At 42.6% G+C, this 22,826-nt stretch carries 15 protein-coding genes and 1 other RNA gene; 5 read left to right on the top strand and 11 right to left on the bottom strand.

The genetic code is table 11. The features are described 5' to 3' along the window. Positions 1–492 precede the first annotated feature (492 nt). Both cdsZ and rnpB read left to right on the top strand, forming a co-directional pair. On the top strand, positions 493–1,260 hold the full coding sequence (cdsZ, locus tag AB7E63_RS03020; RefSeq protein WP_006341914.1) for a zinc ribbon domain regulatory protein CdsZ: 768 nt from the start codon (positions 493–495) through the stop codon (positions 1,258–1,260). Between the two features lie 8 nt (positions 1,261–1,268). Beyond that, an RNA gene (gene rnpB / locus AB7E63_RS03015) (RNase P RNA component class A) lies at positions 1,269–1,630 on the top strand. Here rnpB and proC read toward each other — a convergent pair. The 7 genes from proC to tkt all read right to left on the bottom strand — a co-directional run bounded on the left by proC (position 1,623) and on the right by tkt (position 14,202). Then, the gene (proC, locus tag AB7E63_RS03010; RefSeq protein ID WP_428418697.1) at positions 1,623–2,429 is read right to left on the bottom strand and encodes a pyrroline-5-carboxylate reductase; all 807 of its coding nucleotides are present in this window, start codon (positions 2,427–2,429) and stop codon (positions 1,623–1,625) included. The genes rnpB and proC overlap by 8 nt on opposite strands. Position 2,430: 1 nt before the next feature. Continuing rightward, positions 2,431–3,705 carry a glutamate-5-semialdehyde dehydrogenase gene (locus tag AB7E63_RS03005; protein ID WP_006341916.1) on the bottom strand — a complete coding sequence of 425 codons (1,275 nt, stop codon included), beginning with the start codon at positions 3,703–3,705 and terminating at the stop codon, positions 2,431–2,433. A gap of 18 nt (positions 3,706–3,723) precedes the next feature. Then, the gene (gene proB / locus AB7E63_RS03000; RefSeq protein WP_006341917.1) at positions 3,724–4,833 is read right to left on the bottom strand and encodes a glutamate 5-kinase; all 1,110 of its coding nucleotides are present in this window, start codon (positions 4,831–4,833) and stop codon (positions 3,724–3,726) included. Positions 4,834–4,846: 13 nt separating this feature from the next. Next, positions 4,847–9,496, bottom strand: a complete 4,650-nt coding sequence (locus AB7E63_RS02995; RefSeq protein ID WP_428418695.1) for a hypothetical protein — start codon at positions 9,494–9,496, stop codon at positions 4,847–4,849. Between the two features lie 282 nt (positions 9,497–9,778). Next, a complete protein-coding gene (hemG, locus tag AB7E63_RS02990; protein WP_428418694.1) occupies positions 9,779–11,176 on the bottom strand; it encodes a protoporphyrinogen oxidase in 1,398 nt (465 codons plus the stop codon). After that, complete coding sequence (gene hemE, locus AB7E63_RS02985) at positions 11,166–12,185, bottom strand: uroporphyrinogen decarboxylase (RefSeq protein WP_006341411.1); 1,020 nt, start codon at positions 12,183–12,185, stop codon at positions 11,166–11,168. The genes hemG and hemE overlap by 11 nt, the downstream gene beginning before the upstream one ends. Before the next feature lie 13 nt (positions 12,186–12,198). Beyond that, on the bottom strand, positions 12,199–14,202 hold the full coding sequence (gene tkt, locus AB7E63_RS02980; RefSeq protein ID WP_428418693.1) for a transketolase: 2,004 nt from the start codon (positions 14,200–14,202) through the stop codon (positions 12,199–12,201). A 292-nt stretch (positions 14,203–14,494) separates the two neighbouring features. Here tkt and AB7E63_RS02975 point away from each other — a divergent pair, with 292 nt between their 5' ends. Beyond that, positions 14,495–15,244, top strand: a complete 750-nt coding sequence (locus AB7E63_RS02975) for a hypothetical protein (RefSeq protein WP_428418691.1) — start codon at positions 14,495–14,497, stop codon at positions 15,242–15,244. Here the strand turns inward: AB7E63_RS02975 and AB7E63_RS02970 are convergent. From AB7E63_RS02970 to AB7E63_RS02955, 4 genes are read right to left on the bottom strand one after another with little or no spacing between them, the layout of a single operon-like run. After that, positions 15,234–16,355, bottom strand: a complete 1,122-nt coding sequence (locus tag AB7E63_RS02970; protein WP_006341407.1) for a glycosyltransferase family protein — start codon at positions 16,353–16,355, stop codon at positions 15,234–15,236. The two genes, AB7E63_RS02975 and AB7E63_RS02970, sit on opposite strands and share 11 nt — an antisense overlap. Positions 16,356–16,371: 16 nt before the next feature. Beyond that, positions 16,372–17,970: a hypothetical protein gene (locus AB7E63_RS02965; protein WP_006341406.1), complete on the bottom strand. Its 1,599-nt coding sequence runs from the start codon at positions 17,968–17,970 to the stop codon at positions 16,372–16,374. Next, positions 17,967–18,629, bottom strand: a complete 663-nt coding sequence (locus AB7E63_RS02960; RefSeq protein ID WP_013924466.1) for a polysaccharide deacetylase family protein — start codon at positions 18,627–18,629, stop codon at positions 17,967–17,969. The genes AB7E63_RS02965 and AB7E63_RS02960 overlap by 4 nt, the downstream gene beginning before the upstream one ends. Then, positions 18,626–19,762, bottom strand: a complete 1,137-nt coding sequence (locus AB7E63_RS02955; RefSeq protein ID WP_006341404.1) for a glycosyltransferase family protein — start codon at positions 19,760–19,762, stop codon at positions 18,626–18,628. Before AB7E63_RS02955 ends, AB7E63_RS02960 begins: the two co-directional genes overlap by 4 nt. A gap of 218 nt (positions 19,763–19,980) precedes the next feature. Here AB7E63_RS02955 and AB7E63_RS02950 point away from each other — a divergent pair, with 218 nt between their 5' ends. Continuing rightward, positions 19,981–20,739, top strand: a complete 759-nt coding sequence (locus AB7E63_RS02950; RefSeq protein ID WP_006341402.1) for a VIT1/CCC1 transporter family protein — start codon at positions 19,981–19,983, stop codon at positions 20,737–20,739. 7 nt (positions 20,740–20,746) lie between these two features. Continuing rightward, on the top strand, positions 20,747–22,759 hold the full coding sequence (locus tag AB7E63_RS02945; protein WP_006341401.1) for a heavy metal translocating P-type ATPase: 2,013 nt from the start codon (positions 20,747–20,749) through the stop codon (positions 22,757–22,759). The last annotated feature ends 67 nt before the right edge of the window (positions 22,760–22,826 follow it).

Below are 22,826 nucleotides of genomic sequence, written 5' to 3'. Positions count from 1 at the left end.
TATGACAGAGTGCCTTTATGCTTATGAACTTCGATTATGAATATGAAGATCCGCTGTTTTAGAGAGCTGCGACCAGGTTTTAAATTAAAAATTACGTGTTGTATATTGACCTATGCCACCTATTTTATATAAATAGTTATTTCCCATTTTAAATTTTCCGAAAAATTGTTGATTGATCCCATCCTGCTGTGAAATTCAGCTTTAAAATTTTGATGCATTCTCAAAAGAATGCGGGTGTTTTAAAAAAAAGCGTGAATAAAGGGGATTTTGGGTGATAAAATATTTTTAGCTACCCGAGAACTCCAATTTTTTGTATGTTAAGAATAATTTTTTAGGCTCATAATCCTTACGAGATCATTATATTTTATCCAGAATGTTCAATTAAGAATACTTTAGCTTTTTGATTGAAAATTATAAGGAATTAAGGTATAGTCTCTCTATGGATAAAATCCTGTTTATATGATTCTATTATCTTAAATTTTAGGAATCCTCATGGCACATGCTCTTCATCAGATCTTAGATATCCAAGAACTGGATATGCAAATGATCCAACTTATGCGTTTAAAAAAAGAAAGACAAAATGAGTTGGCAAATCTGCAAGCAATTAAAGCAGATCTTCACAAGAAATCTTCAGTTAAAGAAGGCGAAATTATCGAATTGAAAAAAGCAATTCGCTTGGCTGAAGGAGAAATTTCTCTAATTCAAGATAAAATCAAGAAGTTTGAATCGCAGCAGCATTCAATTAAAAAAGTAGAAGAGTTTAATGCTTTGAGTCATGAAATTTCTCAAGCTGAAAGAGAAAAGCAAACTAAAGAGCAGCGATTAAGCGATTTATATGATAAATTGGCTGCGGAAGAAGAATTGATGAAAAGTTTAGCGGAAAGTCTTTCATCCACAGAAGAAAGTTCTAAAGTTTTAGAAGGTGAAATTCGTGAAGGAATTGACCGAATTAATTCTGAAGGAAAAGAGCTAAAAGCTGAAAGAGATCGCCTCGTTGAAAAAGTTGATCCTGAAATTTTCGGTATTTATGAGAGACTCTTGCGCAACAAACGAGATAGAGTTGTTGTTGCAATCGAAAATCGTTGCTGCAGTGGTTGTCATATTATGTTAACTGCGCAGGATGAAAATCTTGTTCGCAAAGGTGAGAGAATTGTCTTCTGCGAACATTGCTCACGTATTCATTATTGGCCAGAAAGCCAGGCTTTGGAAGGAACAGTTGCGGCACCAAAACAAAGACGCCGTCGTTCAGTAAAAGCTTAACATTTATTCTGAGAAGACAAGCAATCGCTTTTACATGAAAGTGTAGAGGAGGAAAGTCTGGACTTTATAGGAGAGGATGCCAGTGAAAGACTGGGGGCCGCAAGGCTACGGAAAGTGCCACAGAAAACAAACCGCTAACAAGCTATGCTTGTTAGATAGGGTGAAATGCCTGCTTTAGGAGCATGGCCTTATCTAGAGAAATTTAGAAAGTGGTAAACCCCATCCAAAGCAAGACGGAAATAAAGCGATACAGTTCTCCGCTGTGCTTTAGAAAAGTCGCTTGAGGGTTTCGGTGACGGCGCCCCTAGAGGAATGATTGCTCGTCTGCTTTGCAGACCGACAGAATCCGGCTTATCGTCTTCTCAGATCTTTTTTCCTAATTCCTGATTACGCTTATAAGTAGCCAAAAATGTTTCCATCAAAGCAGATCGCAGTCCTTTTTCCTCTAGCTTGAAAAGCCCTGCGATGGTTGTCCCTCCTGGCGATGAAACTTTCCATTTAAGCTGACCTGGATGCATTCCGGTTTCTTTCAAAGTTGTAATAGTCCCAGTAAAAGTTTCGATAAGAATATTTAAACCTTCTTCAGCATTTAAACCCATGGCAATTGATGCCTCCGTTCCGGCTTCCATGATGGCAGCAGCAAAAGCCATTCCAGATCCCGCCAGTGCAGAAAGGGCGTCAATTTTGGCTTCATCTACCCAATGTATCCAGCCTAGCAATCCGAAAAGTTCTTCTATGATTTCTTTTGAAAAAGGTGGATGAAATTGTTGATTTGTCAATCCTATAACACCTTGTCCATAATTTAACGCAATGTTAGGCATGACTCGAAGTAATTGGCCATGGGGGAAATAGCGTCTTAGAGTATCAAGTGTAACTCCTGCTAAAACACTAGCTAGAAGTTGGTTAGATGTTAAAGCTTGAGAAAAAGATTCTGTAGCAGAAGTAAGATTTTGGGGCTTGAAAGCCAGAAGGATCAGGTCGTTATCTTTAATCGCTTCGAGAATTGTTGGACAAGCCGCACAATTCGAAGAAAGATCGGCATTGAGCTTTTGGGCAAGCTTTTCAGCCTTTGCAAAAGTACGGTCGAACAAAAAAAGTTGGTGGGATTTAGCCCATTGAGAGGCCATGCCGCTTCCGATAGTCCCACAGCCGATAATTGCAATTTTCATTTTACGATTTCCTTGTATGATAGTTTCCTCGAGCAATCCATTTATAGCTTGTTAACTCTTTCAATGCCATTGGACCCCGTGCATGAATTTTTTGTGTGCTAATGGCGACTTCGGCTCCCAAGCCAAATTGGGCTCCATCGCTAAAGCGAGTCGATGCATTGACATAAACGCATGCTGAATCTACTTTTTTGATAAATTCTTCGGCATGTTTATCATTTTCTGTCAAAATGCCATCACTATGCCCTTGACTATGCTTTTGAATGTGCTGAATTGCTTCCTCCAGATTCTTTACGACGTGCAGACCCAAGGTCAAGCCTAACCATTCAGTATCCCAATCCTGATCTTGAGCCAAGTGGCAGCATGCTGGGAATGCCAAATTTTTTAAAGCCATCTCAGTTTCTTTGCTAACTGGAAAAACCACGCCTTTTTTACCAAGCCTTTCTAAAACCGCCGGAATAAATTCTTGGGCAATGTCTTGATGAATCAAAAGCGTGTCTAAGGCATTGCATGCACTAGGTTTTTGCAATTTCGCATTACAAATAACCTCTAAGGCTTTAGATTGATCGGCTGAAGAGTCGACAAACAAATGGCAGATACCCATGCCACCGGTAATGACTGGAATCATGCTATTTTCTTTGCAATATTGATGGAGACCTACGCCACCCCGGGGAATAATTAAATCGATATATTCATGTGCATGAAGCAGATCTTTAATATAGTGACGCTCTGTTTTATCAATAAATTGGACAGCATTTAGGGGGATAGCAGCTTCCGCAAGGGAATTCTGTATAACCTCAACAAGCTTTAAGTTAGTTCGTAGAGTTTCCGATCCACCACGCAAAATGACGCTATTGCCTGTTTTTATCGTAAGGGAGGCAATGTCAATTGTTACGTTAGGTCTAGCTTCATAAATGACACCAATGACACCGATTGGAGTTCTTTGTTTATATAGATGCAACCCATTTGCTAAAACAGTTGAATCAAAAATCTCCCCAACAGGATCTGGAAGTTTAGCGACTTGCTTGACGTCATGGGCTATTCCTTCTAAACGATCTTTAAGACTTAGACGATCTAAAAATGCATCTTGAAGACCTGCATTGAGAGCTGTATCCAAATCCAATTGGTTTGCTTCCAATATAGTTTTTTGATGTTTAAGCAAGTTATCTGCAAGTGTATTTAAGGCCGCATTTTTTTGTTGTGTTGAGATTGTGGCAAGTTGATAGGCTGCTTCTTTGGAAGCTTTTCCGATTTTTTGGATAAAAGCAGGGTCTTTCATGTTAGCTCGACTCTTTTATTATTTAATCATTGTCATATTATCTCGGTGAACGACTTCCGGTCCATAGCTGAATCCTAGTACTTCTTCAATAGATTGTGAGTGAATTTTTTTTATCGTTTCTATTTCTGAAGAAGAATAATTTGTGATTCCTACAGCTAGAGGGTGTGTTTCTGATTCTATAGATATAATATTGCCTCTTTCAAAATTAGAAATCGCTTTTATAATTCCTGCAGGGAGAAGGCTTGCTCCGGCATCCATTAGATGTTTTGCAGCACCGTGGTCTATCACGATTTTACCCTGAGGTTTTTCTGAAAGCAACCAACGTTTGCGGCTTTCTCGGAGTGTTGTAGTCGCCAAAAATCGAGACCCAACAGATTTTCCTGCCACAATATCTAATAAAATATCCGGATGGTTTGAAGATCCAATTATTGTCGAGGTACCACTTTGTGAGGCTAATTGGGCGGCCTCAATTTTTGTAATCATTCCGCCCGTACCTTGGCCTAAAGCATCGGATGGTTTGCCAGCAAGGCGATAAATGTTTGCGTCAATTTTTTCAATGAGGGGAATTAATTGGGCTGTAGGATTTAGGCGAGGATCTGCTGTGAATAAGCCCCCCTGGTCAGTTAACAAAATCAAGTATTCAGCGGCAATAAGATTGGCCACGAGAGCAGATAAGTTGTCATTATCGCCAACTCTAATTTCTTGTGTTGCGACCGTATCGTTTTCATTAATGATAGGGATAACATGGTGTTTCAGCAAAGAATGAAGAGTATCACGACTATTGAGATATCGTTTGCGATTTGAAACATCATCACGGGTTAATAAAACTTGTCCAACAACAATATCGAATAAAGCAAATAGTTCACTCCAGATGTGCATTAAGTGAACTTGTCCTACGGATGCAAGCATCTGTTTTCGAGGGAGCAGGCGGTCTAATTTGGGGTCTTTCATTATTTCTCTACCGGCAGCCATAGCTCCTGAGGAAACAATGACAATTTGCTTTCCTTGTTCGTGAAGTATCGAAATTTGTCGTACGATATCCAACATTTTTTTACGGCAAAGCTTTTTAGTACCTTGGGTCAAGGTGCTGGTTCCAAGCTTAATGACGATGGGGCGACTATGTTTCATACCATTTTCCTGATTAAATCGAATGCATGGACCATACAAGACCGGGGGGATTAACACCTCCCAAGCTTAAATTAATCGTTAATCCACTTGAAACATAGAATAGTCCGACGACATCATTTTGTGAAAGGTTTACATCTCCTGCTAAGACGACCTGTCCTGTTCCTAAAATCACTCTTAAAGTTAGAAGAAGGAGAATATTGACATCTAATACCGGAATGTTTCCCGTAAGTAAAGTTGTTGTTGTCGGAGAGGTTCTTCTGATAGCGAAAGCAGGGTTTACTCCTGCGCCAATTTGAGCGCTAAGAGCCGCAGTTGCGTTGTAGTTGATTGTGACTTTAATCGCATATCTACCGGTTGAAGGAACTGTAAAATTCCCAGTGGTGGCGTTGAATCCTGTCCCTGTGTAATAGGGGTCAGCTGTCGACCAACCTGCGATTTGTGTCGTGGCGGAAGTTAGGCTAAATGATGAAATGGATGCAGAAAACTGTAAAGAGGTTCCAGATGGTCCAGTAGGACCCGTGGCCCCGGTAGCTCCAGTTGCCCCAGTAGCACCTGTTGGACCTGCATCTCCGGTTGCTCCAGTTGCACCGATCGGGCCGGTTGGCCCTGTAGGACCTGTGGTTCCGGTAGCACCAGTGTCGCCAGTAGCACCTGTGGGTCCTGTTGGACCTGCATCTCCAGTTGCCCCAGTGGCTCCGGTTGGGCCGATTGGCCCAGTAGGACCCGTGGCTCCAGTATCGCCTGTGTTGCCAGTAGCACCTGTGGGTCCTGTTGGACCTGCGCCTCCGGTAGCACCTGTTGCCCCAGTAGGACCCGTGGCTCCAGTAGCTCCAGTGTTACCGGTAGCGCCTGTTGGTCCTGTTGGACCTGCGCCTCCGGTAGCACCTGTTGCCCCAGTAGCACCTGTTGGTCCTGTCGGACCTGCGTCTCCGGTTGCTCCGATTGGCCCAGTAGGACCCGTGGCTCCAGTAGCTCCAGTGTCGCCAGTCGCACCTGTGGGTCCTGTTGGACCTGCATCTCCAGTTGTCCCAGTGGCTCCGGTTGGGCCGATTGGCCCTGTAGGACCCGTAGCTCCGGTAGCTCCAGTGTTACCGGTAGCGCCTGTTGGTCCTGCTGGACCTGCATCTCCAGTTGCCCCAGTGGCCCCGGTAGCGCCTGTGTCGCCAGTAGCACCTGTTGGTCCTGTCGGACCTGCATCTCCGGTGGCTCCAGTTGCACCGGTTGGGCCGGCTGGCCCTGTAGGACCCGTGGCTCCAGTAGCTCCAGTGTCGCCAGTCGCACCTGTGGGTCCTGTTGGACCTGCATCTCCAGTTGTCCCAGTGGCTCCGGTTGGGCCGATTGGCCCAGTAGGACCCGTAGCTCCGGTAGCTCCAGTGTTACCGGTAGCACCTGTTGCCCCAGTAGCACCTGTTGGTCCTGTCGGACCTGCATCTCCAGTTGTCCCAGTGGCTCCGGTTGGGCCGACTGGCCCTGTAGGACCTGTGGTTCCGGTTGCCCCAGTAGCTCCAGTAGCTCCAGTATCACCTGTGTTACCGGTAGCGCCTGTTGGTCCTGCTGGACCTGCATCTCCAGTTGCCCCAGTGGCTCCGGTTGGGCCGATTGGCCCAGTAGGACCCGTGGTTCCGGTAGCGCCTGTGTCGCCAGTAGCACCTGTGGGTCCAGTTGTCCCAGTGGCTCCGGTTGGACCGGTTGGTCCTGTCGGACCTGCATCTCCGGTTGCCCCGGTGGCTCCGGTCGGGCCGGCTGGCCCAGTAGGACCCGTGGCTCCGGTAGCTCCAGTGTCGCCAGTAGCACCTATGGGTCCTGTTGGACCTGCATCTCCGGTTGCTCCAGTGTTACCGGTAGCGCCTGTTGGTCCTGCTGGACCTGCATCTCCAGTTGCCCCAGTGGCTCCGGTTGGGCCGATTGGCCCAGTAGGACCCGTGGTTCCGGTAGCGCCTGTGTTACCAGTCGCACCTGTCGAGCCGGTTAATCCAGTGGGACCTGTAGCTCCGGTAGCGCCTGTGTTGCCAGTAGCACCTGTGGGTCCTGTCGGACCTGCATCTCCGGTTGCTCCAGTTGCACCGGTTGGGCCGATTGGCCCTGTAGGACCCGTAGCTCCGGTAGCTCCAGTGTTACCGGTAGCGCCTGTTGGTCCTGCTGGACCTGCATCTCCGGTTGGCCCGGTGGCTCCGGTCGGACCGGCTGGCCCTGTAGGACCCGTGGCCCCGGTAGCTCCAGTATCGCCTGTGTTACCAGTCGCACCTGTCGAGCCGGTTAATCCAGTGGGACCCGTGGCTCCAGTAGCTCCAGTGTTACCGGTAGCGCCTGTTGGTCCTGTTGGACCTGCGTCTCCGGTAGCTCCAGTATCGCCTGTGTTACCAGTCGCACCTGTCGAGCCGGTTAATCCAGTGGGACCTGTAGCTCCGGTAGCGCCTGTGTTGCCAGTAGCACCTGTGGGTCCTGTCGGACCTGCATCTCCGGTTGCTCCAGTTGCGCCGGTCGGGCCGATTGGCCCAGTAGGACCCGTGGCTCCAGTAGCTCCAGTATCGCCTGTGTTACCAGTCGCACCTGTCGAGCCGGTTAATCCAGTGGGACCTGTAGCTCCGGTAGCGCCTGTGTTGCCAATAGCACCTGTGGGTCCTGTCGGACCTGCATCTCCGGTTGCTCCAGTGGCTCCGGTTGGGCCGATTGGCCCAATAGGACCTGCGTCTCCGGTTGCCCCGGTTGCGCCGGTCGGGCCGGCTGGCCCAGTAGGACCTGTAGCTCCCATTAATCCTGGTGCTCCAGGATCTCCTTTCGGTCCTGTGGGACCTGTTGGACCGACAGGACCAGGAGGGCCTCTTTTAGGTTGTTTGCATCCGCTGAATAGATCGACAAAATTTTCGGCTAATTCATGCCCATATTCAATCTTTGTGATTTCATCGATTGCGAAAAGTTGTTCATATGACTTTAAAGAAATCAGATGGTTCGTGATTATAACCGCTAGTTCATTAACAAATGCTTTTTCATTAAGATGGGCTAAATAATTTTTAGTTGTAGAGGAGGGAGTGGAAGGAATATTTTCAGCGGAATGTACATGGGCGTTTTCATCGACTTCGTAATAAAGGCAATTGTAAGGCTTCCCTTGATTGAAAAATTCTTTTTTTAAAAGTAAGTTGGAGCCATTTTTATATTGATTAACAACTTGGTTCCCTTCGGAGTCAAATTCTTTGATTAATAGATTAAGTCCATCATTTGAATATATTTTTGTAAGAATCCGACAGTTTGCATTTTTTGACTTTAGAAGCTGTCCGCGTGGATCGACATCCAAAAACGCCATTTTAGCATCACCATCAATGGAATATTCTCTTTCTTCAACAACATTTCCATTTAAATCGTATTTATAAGATGTGTAGGCGAATACGTTATCTTCCCCATCAGATGAGCTTTTGGCTAGCAATAGGCCTACGTTTTGTTCAGTATTTCCCCAAAATTTCCGATCGATTTGATAGGGTGTATTTTTTGAGTCAAATTTGATAATTGCGAGTAATTGTTCACGTTCATCAAACTCGTAACGGTATCGATTTTTATAATGGTCGTATACATCTGTATATTGATCCTCGTACAGGAAGTAGTGACTTTTGGAATTAGCCTGATTAAAATCTGAATGGTGAATGTTGCTGACTTTTCCTAAATGGTTATATTGAATGTCAACGGAATTCAAATCTTCGGATGTCTCCTTCACAAGTAAACAAAGATGATCTTTGATTTGGTATTCATATGTTTTGTCATTTAGGTTTGTTCCAGTAACTTGTATCAATTCACAAATCTCAGTACCATCAGCAAAATGAAATGAACTAAAAAGATATTCGATTGTTTGCTGATCACTTGTTGTAATCGTAACAAACGGTTGTTGTTGATCGAAAACATATTCAAAATGGAGATCAAAAAGATTTTGTTGTGATGAAGAAAGAATTTCAATGGTTTTGAGGTGTCCATTTACATCATACGAAAAGACTGCTCGATTGCCATTTGGGAAGTTTTGTTGAATTAAATGAAAGTATTCAGGGATGTCTACTTTTTGGGCGAGGCAAGGAAGTAGCTCTTGTCCTAGCATGGGATTAGAAGGTTCTACGCATTTCTCATATATTTTTTTTGTCCCATCTCCAAGGTGCAAAATACATCGATTCTCCTCACAATATAAACGACTATTTCGGTGGTTGTATTTACCACTCATTTCCTGTGTCGATGTATTGACAATTCCCATCCCATCCTGAAGCATGTTAATGGCTAAGGGGCCTTTCCCAGTCCCACTAAAGCTTAGTATTCCGCCAGACGGCATTCCGACAAAAGCATATTTTTGTGCAAAAGTACGCTCTTTTAGAGTTTCTGGGGCGTTGCCTTTGATCAGAAAAAATTGAGAAAAAAGTCGCCAGCATCCGGATCCTTGTCCAGTCACATAGTTTCTTGCATTGTAATGTCTTTCTAAACAAAAATTATCTGCGTATGGAATTTCTAAATCGACTACAGATTCGCAATAGTCCCCGTTCACGACATTCACAGAATTCATGATGCAGGCATCTAGATCTGACTCCGTTGACGAAATAAGGTAAATGGGTAAATTTGTATAAGCGTTAAAATTCAAGGCAATGAATATGCAAATCAAACTTGTATAATGTTTAAATGTAAGAAATAAATGCATGTGACATCCATTTGTCTAATTTAAAATATAGATTGGTGGAATGGTAACACGATTAAATTTTTTTATATAGGTATTTTTTGTTTCTAATCACCCTCTGTTTAAAAGTGAAAAAATGACTCTCACCAGAGGGGGATAAATTGAGCGGATGCAAATCCATCTGTAAAAAATTTACAGCTACTGATTTGACTTATACGAATTCTGAAAGACATTTTACGAAGATTCGTTTAATCAAATAAAAGTTTTAAATGTCTTATAAGGAATACGATTCTTATGGAATGCGCATCATGATTTTTTATTTGCATTTTTATGGAAATAATCCGCGACGTCTACAGATTTTTTGATGCAGTCATTCACAGAAACGCCAAAAAAAGAAGATCCTAAAACTTGGAAATGCGGGTGTATGTTGGCCGCGATCTGTTGGATCATTTTCACTTTTTCATGATGTCCAACTAAATACTGAGGAATCGCCTGTGGGATTATTTTAACGGCGCACGTATCAGGTGGTTGAAAAATGTCTAAGTGTTTTTCAACGGCTTTACAGGCAAGAGCAATAAATTGTGAAGCATCTAAGGTTGCAAAATGGTGTGGGCAAAAAAGGGCGCCTCCGATCATGACAGTTAAACGCGTTTGGTTGGGAATCGTATTTTGTGTGGGGAATACAGAAGAATCCCAAACAATACCTAAAATCTTTTCTTTTTCTCTAGACGGAATCAGAAAACCAAATCCTTGCTGTTTCAAAATAGGTTGATGCCAGCCTAGATTAACGACGGCAATTGGAACGTGTGGGATAGACGTTAGCTGCTCGATGAAGGGGGCGTGATCAGTAAGCTTGGCTAAAGCATGAGAGGGGAGTGTGGAGAATAAATAATTGGCTTCTAGTGAGCGCTTATCGTTGAGCTGAATTCGAATGGCATCGTGATCGAAATTCAAAGCTGTAACAGTGTGGTTTAATTTAAGCTCAGCAGTAAGGTGTTTCGAAAGCTCTTTTGGTAGAGTCTCAATCCCTTTTCGAAATGAAAAAAGACTCGTTTTTTGCATTTTACTCTGAAAATCGCTTAAGGAATAACTTTTTTTGGGAGAAAGTAAAAATCCTTTTACTAGCGAGCCGTAGGTTTGCTCCATTTCATGAAAAAGGGGAAAACAGGATCGGATGGAAAGTTTTCGAATATCTCCTGCGTAAATGCCGTTGACAAGCGGATCAATGAGCGTTTCAGCGATTTCGGGTGAAAAGCGACGATTAAAAAAAGAAAAAATGCTTTCGTCAGCTACTTTTGTTTTAGGCCTTAGAAATTCTCTTGCGATCGGCCAAATGGTTTTTTTTGTAAGAGGAGAAGTCAAAAATGAAAAAAAACCATTCGGAAGAGGATGTAAAGTTTGATCCTTCCAAAGGTATCTTTTTTTTGCTTCAACATTTTCGGTAATGATGTCATTTTGCAGCTGCAAACTTTCGATAAGTTTGAGCGTTTCCAATCCTGCTCCAGACGGGCGACAACTTCTAGGGCCATATTCAAATAAAAAACCATCTTGATGGTGTGTATGCATATATCCACCAGATCGATTTTCTTTTTCAAGAATCGAAATGTGGATATTTGTGCCCAATCTTTGTTTTAGCGACCATGCGAGAGTGAGCCCACTAATGCCCGCTCCGAGTATGACGATATGAGGCTTTTTAACGGTCATTTTGGACACAATCCACTAAAGTATGAACCGCTTCCATGGGAGTATCAGGATGAATTCCGTGACCTAAATTAAAGATATAGCCAGGGTCTTGGTGCATATCTTTGAGCATTTGTGAGACATGTTGCCGGATTGTTGGGTTTGGGGCGTACAAGATGTCAGGGTCCAGATTTCCTTGTAGGGCAATCTTGGAAGGAAGCATTTGTCGCACAGCTTTTAAATCGCTATTCCAGTCCAAACTAATGGCAGCAGGTCGGAGTGAGGCAAGTGAGGGTGCAAATACTGAAGAACCTCGGCAAAAGAGAATAATGGGAATGTTGGTCGAAGCAAGTGCATCTACGATTTTTTTGAGATATCCAAGGGAAAATTCTTGAAATTGAAAATGTCCCAAAACGTGCGCCCAAGAATCGAAAATTTGGAGGGCTTTTACACCCGACTCAATTTGGAGTTTCAGATAATCAACGGTTAAATCAGCCAGACGATTCAAAAGTTGATGAAAACTCGCAGGCTCTCGCAGCATCCATTGTTTTGTTTTCTTTAGGGTTTTGCTTGATCCTCCCTCTATGAGGTAGCTGGCTAGTGTAAAAGGTGCGCCGCAAAAACCTATAAGGGGGACTTTTAGATGCGGAAGCATTGTTTTGATTGCTTCGGAAACGTAGCTCAAGGCCTCGGGAATGTGGACGTTAGGAAGATTTTGAATATCCTCTAAAGTATTAAGAGGACGTTCTATGATAGGGCCTTTCGTTTCTTCAAATCGAAGCCCCACTCTGAGGGCTTCTGGAATAACCAGAATGTCAGAAAATAGAATGGCTGCATCCATACCAAATGTTTGAATTGGCATTAATGTGACTTCAGTCGCCAGCTCGGGTTGGTGGCACATGTCTAAGAAAGAATATTTTTCTCGCATGGCTCGATACTGAGGCATATAGCGACCCGCTTGGCGCATGAGCCAAACGGGAGGGCGAGCCTGATTTTTGCAGTTTAGGGCATCAAGAAAAAACGAATGGCTCATGGAGTCCTTCAATTTAGAGGATTTGTTCTAGGATTGCATTAACAGTAAATCCAAATTCAGTTGCTAGCGCACTAGCAGGAGCCGAAGCACCATAACTTTCCATGCTGATTGCAATGCCTGATCGGCCAATATATTTATGCCATCCTTGCTCTACCCCTGCTTCGATGCTTACCCTTTGACCAAGATCTCCACCAAAAATGGACTCTTTGTATTCTGGGTTTTGTTTTTCATAAAGTTCCCAACAAGGCATAGAAATGACTCGCACGGATTTACCAATTTTTTCTAGTTCTTTGGACACATCTAGCGCTAGGGAAACTTCAGAACCTGTTGCGATAAGTGTAAAGTTAGGAGGAGAAGAGACCTCTTTCTTGATGATGTACGCACCTCTTACAACACCTTCCGAATAAGGCACATTTGTGGAATCAAGTGTTGGAAGATTTTGTCTTGATAAAATGAGAGCTGTCGGTCCTTTATAATTGAGCGCTGCAATCCATGCCATACGCACTTCATTGGCATCGGCTGGGCGAATCACATGCAATTGTGGCATTGCGCGTAAAGCCGCCAGATGTTCAATCGGTTGGTGTGTTGGACCATCTTCTCCTAAGAAAATCGAATCGTGTGTGAATTGGTAGATAACCTGTTGTCTCATCAAAGAAGCTAAGCGGATGGCATTTCTCATATAATCGGAGAATGTTAAAAATGTTCCGACAAAAGGAATGATCATTCCCGTTTGCGACATCCCCGTTGCCATTGTTGCCATTCCAAATTCGCGGATTCCAAATTTGATGTTGCGTCCTTTAAAGTTGCCTGGTGTGACAATCGGGAATTGCTGAATCATTGTTAAATCGGATACCGACAAGTCCGCTGAACCACCATAGAGGAAGGGAAGAAGATCTGCCAATTTTTCTAAAACAACTTGGGACGCTTTTCGGCCCGCAACAGGACTCTTGATTTCTATAGCTTTCAGTTGCTCTTCCAGATTAACTGGCAGCTTTTTATGAATCATGATTTCCATTTCTTTTAAAAGCTGAGGATTTGTTTTTGCCCATTCTTCAAATTCTTTTTTCCAATCCTCTTCCACTTGAGCTTGTTGCTTTTGTCTTACTTTAAAGAAATCGTAAACAGCTTGTGGAACAAAAAAAGGCTCTTCAGGAATCCCTAAAGCAATTTTTGACGCTTTAACTTCTTCTACACCAAGAGGTGAGCCGTGGGCCTGAGATGTCCCTGCTTTATGTGGAGAGCCTTTCCCGATGATTGTATGGGCAATAATGAGCGTGGGTTTTGTTTGATTTTCTCTGATGTGCGAAATGGTTGTATGTAGTTCATCTAAATCATTGCCATCAATTTCATACACATCCCATCCATAGGATTTATACCGTTCAAACGTATTTTCGGAGCCAGATTCCTGGAGAGGACCATCCAGTGTGACATGGTTTGCATCATAGATGGCGATTAAATTGTCGAGTTGAAGGTGTCCCGCGAATGCCGAAACTTCTGAAGTCACACCTTCCATGACACAGCCATCACCCATCAAAACAAAAACTTTAGGGTTCAGAATTTTTTGCTTAGGCGTATTAAAGCGGGCTTCCAAAAGTTTTAGACCTAAAGCTTGTCCAACGCCATTTCCTAATCCTTGGCCGAGCGGACCCGTTGTTGTTTCAACACCATCTGTATCGAGAGATTCAGGATGACCTGGAGTTTTAGAGTGAAGTTGTCTAAAATTTTTGATGTCTTCGAGGGTGACTTGGTAGCCAGCTAAGTGCAAGCAGGAATAAAGAAGCATAGATCCATGACCGGCGGAAAGGATAAAGCGGTCACGATTCATCCATTTGGAATCTTTGGGGTTTTGTTGAAGGGTGTGTCCCCATAAATAGGCCCCAATTTCTGCGCAACCCATGGGAAGTCCTGGATGTCCAGAATTGGCTTTTTGAACAGCATCCATCGATAATCCGCGGATCGTGTTCGCGATCTTACTTAGAATTTGTTTAAGATTGGGGTCTAAAATCTTTTTCTCCATGGAGGGCTCCAGCTATTGTTAAATGGGATTAATTCCTACACTGTAGCTGCCTTTCTCAAATCCAGCAAGCATGTTTTTATTTTTGAGAGCCTCAGAAAGGCAAAATCGAGCAGTGATATTTATTTTTAATTGTAAAGTATTTGTATATGGGGTTGTTAATTAACAATAATGCTTATTTATTGGTATAATATAATAAAATAGGGGTGTTTATGAAAGTGTCATTTGATCAAAATCGTTGCTATTTCGGTTCTTTTACAGCAGAAGATGATGAAGGATCCAAACACAGGAAAAAGTGGGGTTCGTTATTATAAATTTCCGGTTAAATTATGGGGCGCGATTCCTGGGTTACTCAAAAATTGTCTATGTCAACCGTAATAGTTTAGTTAACTGGTTAGATCGACACAAAAAAGAGGCTTCGAATCCACAGGAATTTGCTGGATATCTAAAAAAGAACGCATTTCAAAAAGCCATTGAAATGATCTGCAAAAATGTTCAAAAACCATCGACCAATTCTGTTCCTGTAAAAAATCCTAAAGGGAGAGACTTTGGAGCTTCTTCTGTCACAAAAAATCCTGAAGTCCGAAATGAAGAAAAACGAGGAGAAACTCTGCCTCCGGCTGTTGTCTATGTGCAGGATCCTAGTGATGCTCCATTCTTTAATCGCATAGAAGGATTAGGGAAGATTTTTGAAAAGCTGACTGGTTCTAAAGCTGTTGAGTATAGACCCATTCAAGTAACCCAAGAAAAAAATATCATTTTCCCTTTTGTGATAAATGACCGAATTCAGGATTTTTTTAAGTTTGAAAAATTTATTCAAGATCTCAAACATAATAATCCTCATGCAAAGATCATTTTATTAGTGATCAGCCAATCATCAGAGGTCTTCAAGAAACTAGAGGATTATGGGCAACATGAGAATGTTTTAGGGCTTTATTCTAGTACGCCGGACATGAGTGGTCTAGGGGGGCCAGGGACTGCACGTCTTCACGATACAGATCAAGTTTTAGCTGACCTAACAGCAGCCGTTACAGCTAAGAAATAAATTTAGCTTTTTTTTGTTTTTCTATAAGGCTTTGAATGCCTCGACGCATATTTTCCGCGCCATTGAGGTTGATGTCGATAGTGGGAAAAGAGGAATTCAAAGCTTTTTCAATAATTCTACGTAACCGATCGGGAGCTAACTCCTCTGGAGAAATCACCTGCAGAATGTTTTTAAGTGCAAACTGTTCTGCACGTATCCGTTGCTTGCTGAATTTTGAAGGATAAGGATAGATAATTCCTGGTGTTTTGGTTTCACACAAATCAATAATCGTGCTCCCTCCTAAGCTGATCGAAAGTGCACATTTCTGTAATTCCTCTGTGAAATTTGAAAGAAAAGGAACAATGCGGATATTGCCTCCAATGATCTGTTGAAATTGCCATAAATCTTTTGCCAAGTTTGGGTGGGCCTGGGGTCCAATGACTAGCAAAAATTCATAATCAGGAAAAAAAATCGAAACTTCTGCGGCTGCTCGCAGGAGTTCTCCCCCAATAGATCCTCCTCCCATCGTCACCATAATGCGTTTTAACCGTTCGCCTGTCGATTGTGGTACTGCGTGACCACTGGAAACGTAGCCTGTGTAAACAAGTTTATTCCCTAGCTTTTGAGCTAGCGAGGATGTTTCATGGAGATTGAGAATTTGCGGATCACAATGAATGAAGACTTTGTCATAATAGCGATCAAGGATGGGATAAATCGATTCGATTTGTTTGGAATCCGTGGGGATATAATCTAAGCATGAGCAAATGATTAGGCAATCTGGGTTGATTTTTTTTACACGCGAGATGATATCTAAAACTTCATTCTTAAAATCGTGTTTTCCCATGGGAAAGGATTGAGAAACAAAGAACTGATAAGGAAGTGTTAAAAATGCCTCCAGATAATCACGTCGTTTTTTTAAGATATATTCGTAGGATTCTACCGCACTAGGGATGTGGGAAATAGCAGGAAGAGGAATTTTATGAAAACGAGGGGATGGAAGGGTTTGATGGATCTCTCGACCACCCTGAAGGAAATCGATATCAAAATTTTGCACAAGGCTTTGGCACAGACGTAACCCTCGTACTAGGTGGCCTATTCCCAAAAGATACTGACACCAAAAAAGTCCTCTCATCGGGTATCCTTATTCATTATGAAATGTGGATCACTTTTAAAAGATTGTCATTCACCACAATAATTTTATTCCCATCGCAATACTCTTCTTTGAAAAAGACAAGCACTTGGGCTACCGGCTCTTGTCCCTTAAACGGAGGCAACTGACCCCAGTAATAAAACTGACCTCCAGGGGCTTTGAGCCATTTGGGGACAATCTGTTTCGTTTTTCCCGCATTAAAATTCAAAAAAAACCGCTTGATATAATCATCGTGAGCCTTCTCTAAAACCGGATGATAGACGTAATATCCGCATTGTTTTCTGATCATTTCAATTTTTCTTGGATCTCCATTTGAGGCAATAATAGCATCCCTTAATTCAAGCGAATTAACCTCTCCAAGGTGCCCATGGAACATCGGATGTGGAATCAAAAAAAATGGCGTATGGCGTCCAAAAAACCGTTCATGCGGATCCATAAAATTATTGTAAAGCCCATAACGTTTACCACTTTTCCCGACAACATACCAGTGTACACGGCCTTCAAAAGGAGAATCCCACCAAGCCAACTTCTGTGCATTCCAAAGGATTTTTTTAGGTAAGAGGAAAATCAAAAGAAGCGCAAAGATAACCGCATTCCACGGTTTAAATAAGGCACTTGAAGCCTCGAAAGGAAGAAAATGGAGAATGTTCATAAAGGCAAAATGGATCAAAATCGACTGCCAAAAAAAGATTCCCGACAAGGCAAACACCAGAAAATGAAAAAGGATTGCTTGGAAACACCATATTTGAGCCAATAGGGAGGAAAAGCCGCAGACAACCCATCCACACTCGAAAAAGAGCGTGCCAAATTGAAAAAGACGATCATAAGGAGCGATTTTTTGAATCCATTGTAATCTAGTTTGAACATTCTGTTGACGCATCCATCCCCAAAGATAAGCTGAAATGGCTAGGTAGTGAATCCGATTATCCATGGCCCAGCTATACCAATGTTTGCCCAACTTCATTTTTGCCACACCCGAATAAAAGTAATGGGCGGCAATCACCCATAAAAAGAGAAACATAGGGACTGCCAAGTGTGGAGGGTAGGGGGTGCGCAAGAAAAATTGAATTCCATTAATTAAGGCTGTTGTCGCGATTAAAGAGGCAAACATTTGCAATATTCGTAGAGCCATAAGCTGGTGATGATACCAGGAGCGGTTATAATGGATGGCGAGAAAGATGAATAGCACAATGAATCCAGGGTAAAAATAGACACCACATAAGGCGCCTATTAAAGCTAAGCGGGATGGGATGCTTGGCTTATCCGTGACAAGATCGCGATCTAACGTCGCTGCTTTCCAGGTGATAATGGCGCAGATGAAAACAATAAAAAATCGCACAATTTCTGTGTCATCAAATGTCTGCCAGTTTAAAAACGGCCAAAATATACCGCTCAATCCAGTTAAAAAAAGGGGGGGAACCCATCGATAAAAAAAAATATCGTCGATTTTGCTTAGGTGTTTTTCGGTCTGCGCTCTAAAAAGATCAGATTCTGAATGTAACTTAGTGAGATCGCCTGAAAAGCACAGAATGCCTCTGTTGACTAAAGGAAATAAAACAAAAGAACAAAGAATGAGGACATAATCAATAGGATTCATGTTTGCAGCTCACTGAAGAAGTATGCCGTTACGTTTTCCTCATTCAATTTTTTTAATAACAGATCGAGAAAAGAAAAATCTAAATCATCCATCATGGCATGATGTAAGAGGATTCCATAGGGATGTAAGGAGCTTTTCCTCACTTCGTCAAGAATGAATGTATGAGGAATATATAACTTGCGTTTACTTGAATGTAAGCTTAATGCGACGTCCAGATTTTGAATGCCTACAGCAGGCGTTGTGTGAGAAGCATCGCTTCGAGACAAAATTTTATATCCGACCTTAATCAAAGTAGGTACGAATTTATCCGGAAGGTTATTCCAAGGAGGGGTAAAAGCAGGAAAATAGAGATTTGGAAATAGCTTTTCCAGGATTTCTTTCCCCTCGCCCATTTCTTTTTCAACATCTTCCAGTGAGCGGGTTTCGTCAAATTCACAACGTTTGCCAATGGGGATACGATTGACGTGCGCATAGCCATGTGTGTGGATTTGAAGAATATTTTGTTGATCTGCAAAAGTTTTTGGAAGATAAAGCTCTTCGCAACTGCGTGGAATAGCAGCGACATTTAACTTTGTTTGATGAGAAGCAAAAAGATTGAGCAGCTTTTGAAAGCGCTCTCGATTCCATCCTAAATCATCATCACGAAAAAAGATTTTCATTTTTTATTTAAAAGCTCAAGTAATAGTTTAGCTGAATTTTCTGCACCATTCCCATTGATTTGAATGTCGGGGAACGGTGTCGCAATTCGATCTCGAATGAGTTTGATTAATCTTTCTGGTTTTAAATCTTCAGCGCTTAACACAGTCACAACTCCTTTTTCTGCAAATTTTTGAGCTCGAAAAGGTTGTTCACGCGTTTTGGGTGATACATAAGGATAGACAAGACCAGGTGTACGTGTCTGACACATATCTGCAAGAGTACTTCCTCCAAGAGTGATCAATAAAGCGCTGCGACTTAAATGCTCGGTAAAATTCGGTAAAAAATGGGAGATTTGGATGTTGGAGGGATGGAGCATTTTTTGCATCACTTGCAAATCATGATGAATCGTTTTGGGAGAATTAGGGCCTAAGACAAAGTTAAATTCATAATCGGGAAAGAAAATCGTGATTTGCGCAACTGCGTGCAAAAGCTCAGAACATACAGCTCCGCCACCCGCAGATATCAGAATTTTTTTGGATTTTTCTTTCGGGATATGCTCTGGAGGTGGTGTTGCAACGTAGCCTGTGTAAAAGATTTGATTTTGGGACTCTCGTACGACACTTGAGGTTTCTTCTAAGCGGACAAAATTAGGATCTGAGTGGACAAACAGATAGTCATAGAAATTATGTAAAATATCACCTGCTTCTTTACAATTTCCTCCTCCATTATAACAGACGTCGTTGACTGAGCTGATGATTAGACAATGGGGATTAGCTTTTTTGAGAATGTCTATAATTTCCAAAATTTCTTCCGTAAAGGCTAATTTTCCCAAGGGGAAGGAATCTGTAAAGAAAAAGGAGTAAGGTTCCTGGGTTTCTTCTAATAGCGAACGAATTAAACGTCTTCTTGCTTCGAAAGTACTAAAAATATTGCGTTTGGAAGCGAGAACCCCAACAATTGGGTCTTGGTCAATATTTGAAATAGCAGGAAGAATGAATTTATTGAAACGAGGGGAATCGAAGGATAGATAAACATCCCTTCCTCCTTGAAAAAAATCGATATCAAAATGCTTTGTAAGCGCTTGACATATGCGTAAGCCTCGGACAAGATGGCCGATCCCCAAGACATATTGACACCAAAAAAGTCCTTTCACCGTCTATACCCCATCGCTATTTTTTGTCTGTCAATTAAACGTCACATTGCGGGTTCAAAATTTTAAAATCAAATTAAAATTTGTCTTTTTGAGGTTTTGCTGAATAGGCATTTTTTTTGTTTTGATTGACTGAGATTTCCAAGAGGTTTCTATCAATTTATTCAAGAGATTAGGTATAGTCAAAAGATGCGAAAAATGGAAAAAGTAGGAAAATAGCGATGCCAGATAATAAGTCTCCCTCCCACTTTAAAGGAAAAGATGCCATTGACCATGTTGTCGAAGCGCAGGCTGAAGGATTAATGGCTTCTGCTGAAATTCACGGGGTAGAAATGCCAGGTCATTTATCCGCGGGAACAGATGCCGCACGAGAAATGGCGCTAGGGCTTTTACTCCTTGGAATTGTGCTATTTAAAAGCGGATTGTATCTGGGCACAACATGGAAATTACTGCTCATTTTTGCTCTATCCTGGGCGATCTGGAAAGCAGGGCGTAGCGCTTGGCTTGGTTGGTCAAGGCTTGAGCGGTTACACCGGGTGCTTAAGCAAGAGAAATGGGAAATTGAACACAATCGAGCACAAGAGAAAGAAGAGCTTAAAGATTTATACGCCGCGAAAGGATTTGATGGTCAGCTATTAGAGGATGCTGTGGATGTCTTGATGGCCGATGGAGATCGTCTCCTACGTGTGATGGTTGAAGAGGAATTGGGTCTATCCCTAGAAAAAACAGAACATCCTTTGATGCAGGGCGTTGGTGCTCTGGTGGGAGCTCTTCTTGGCGCTACGATTTGTTTGCTGACTGAATGGTTAGTCCCCTATTATGGCCTGATAGTTGGAAGCTTTGTTGTTGGTGGTGTGGCTTCAGCTTACGCGGCTTATCAAATTGGCAATCGTTATATCCCCGCTATCGTATGGAATTTAGGCCTTTTCTGCTTAAGCGCTGGTTTTCTCTACTTTTTAATCCCCTATGTTTTAGGTTGATCGATACATGCATCCTTCTATTCCCGCAGAATCTGCACATTTAAAACGTCCTGTTGTGTTTGATGACTTTTTTGATTTTGATGAACAGGAATCCGCCAGCCCTTTTCTGACTCCAGAATCAAGATCTTGGGCAATTAATCTCACATTAAAAGCCTCCATTTGTGCTGCATTTTTGTTGGCCGCTGCTTTTATTTGTTCCTTTTATGCGCATTTACAGCCTATTTCCCATATTTTGCTTGTATCCGTGTATTTTTTAGCGGGTATTCCAGCCTTAATTGAGTCTTTGGAAGATTTGGTTGATCTGGATATTAATATTGATATCTTAATGACACTGGCGGCTTTCTCCTCTATTTTAATCGGAAGTGGGATGGAAGGGGGCTTGCTTTTGGTTTTGTTTGCTTTGTCGGGATCTATGGAAGATGCGGTGACAACGAAAGCCAAAGGGGCCATGAGTAGTTTATATAAGCTTTCTCCTACACTGGCTTGTGTGGTGACACCAAAAGGAACTTTAATTGAAAGATCTGTCAAAGAAATTCTGGTCGGAACACGCATTCTCGTTAAAGCGGGCCAAATTGTTCCGCTAGATGGCAAGGTCATTGATGGGATTTCATCTGTCAATTTAGTGCATTTAACGGGTGAGAATTTTCCTATTACAAAAAAAGTGGGGGATTCGGTGCCGGCTGGAGCGCGTAATCTGGATGGGTTTTTGACTTTGGAAGTGACTCATACAAGCAACGATTCGACCTTGTCTAAAATCATTCAATTAGTGACCCAAGCGCAAGAAGCTCGACCGAGATTGCAGCGCTGGTTTGATGCGGTCAGTCGTCGCTATGCCATTACTATTATCTTAGTCTCCTTTCTTTTTGCCATCAGTTTGCCCTGGCTGTTAAATCTACCCTTTTTGGGAATGGAAGGCTCCATTTATCGGGCGCTGGCCTTTTTAATCGCGGCTTCACCTTGTGCTCTGATTATTGCCATTCCCATCGCTTATTTAAGTGCAATAAGTGCTTGTGCGCGTCGGGGAATTTTGCTTAAGGGAGGCCTTTCGTTAGATGCTTTAGCTTCATGTGCGGCGATTGCTTTTGACAAAACGGGCACATTGACGACAGGGGATTTAACATTTGAAGCAATGGAGCCCGTCGGGCAGACTACCCATGCTTTTGAAGAGGCCCTTAATGTGGCCTATACCTTGGAAATGAATGCCGTCCACCCAATAGCTAAAGCCATTTTAAAACATGGTCATCAAACGAAGGCTTCTCCCTTGCCAATCAGTGCCTTCAAAAGCGTTCCTGGATATGGATTGGAAGCTTATATTTCAAGCTCTAACGGGGAAATGAAAACTTATTTAGGACGTGCTGAATACATGCTACCTCATTTGCCTGCAGATAAAGTGCAGATGCTCCAAGCCAAAATTGCAGAGCATCAACAAAAAGGAGAGCTTATTGCGGTTCTATTGATCGGGCAAGATGTTTTTCTTTTACGTTTTCGGGACACCCCACGCGATTTGATCAAGGAAACATTGCAAAAGATTAAAGAAGAATGGCATTTGCTTTTAGTGATGTTGACGGGGGATCACCAAGCTAGTGCAAAGCGTGTGGCAGATGATTTAGGTATTTCGGAATATCATGCTGACCTGACGCCCGAAGATAAACTTAGGCACGTCTCTCAATTAGCTCAGTCAAAAGGGCTTGCCATGATTGGAGATGGGGTTAATGATGCTCCTGCGTTAGCGCGTGCAACTGTCGGAATTTGTATGGGGAAAGTGGGAAGTACAAGTGCAATCGATGCCTCGGATATTGTCTTGTTGCAGGATAACATCGAACAGCTGAACTGGTTGATTGGGAAAGCTCATCAAACTCAAAAAATTGTGCGACAAAATTTAACGCTTGCAGGATTAGCCATTGTACTGGCCAGTTTGCCTGCCCTATTAGGATTTATTCCCCTTTGGCTAGCCGTAATTTTGCATGAAGGCGGCACTGTACTTGTTGGGCTTAATGGATTACGTCTTATGCGAGATTGAAATAAAATGGGTTGACATTTTGTCATGCTTAATTTACGTTTCCCATACAAAAAACTTTTTGGAGGTT

Source organism: Parachlamydia sp. (assembly GCF_050255895.1).
GTDB lineage: Bacteria > Chlamydiota > Chlamydiia > Chlamydiales > Parachlamydiaceae > Parachlamydia > Parachlamydia acanthamoebae.
Note: the sequence above shows the minus strand (reverse complement) of the source record. Positions and strands in the feature narration are given on the sequence as shown.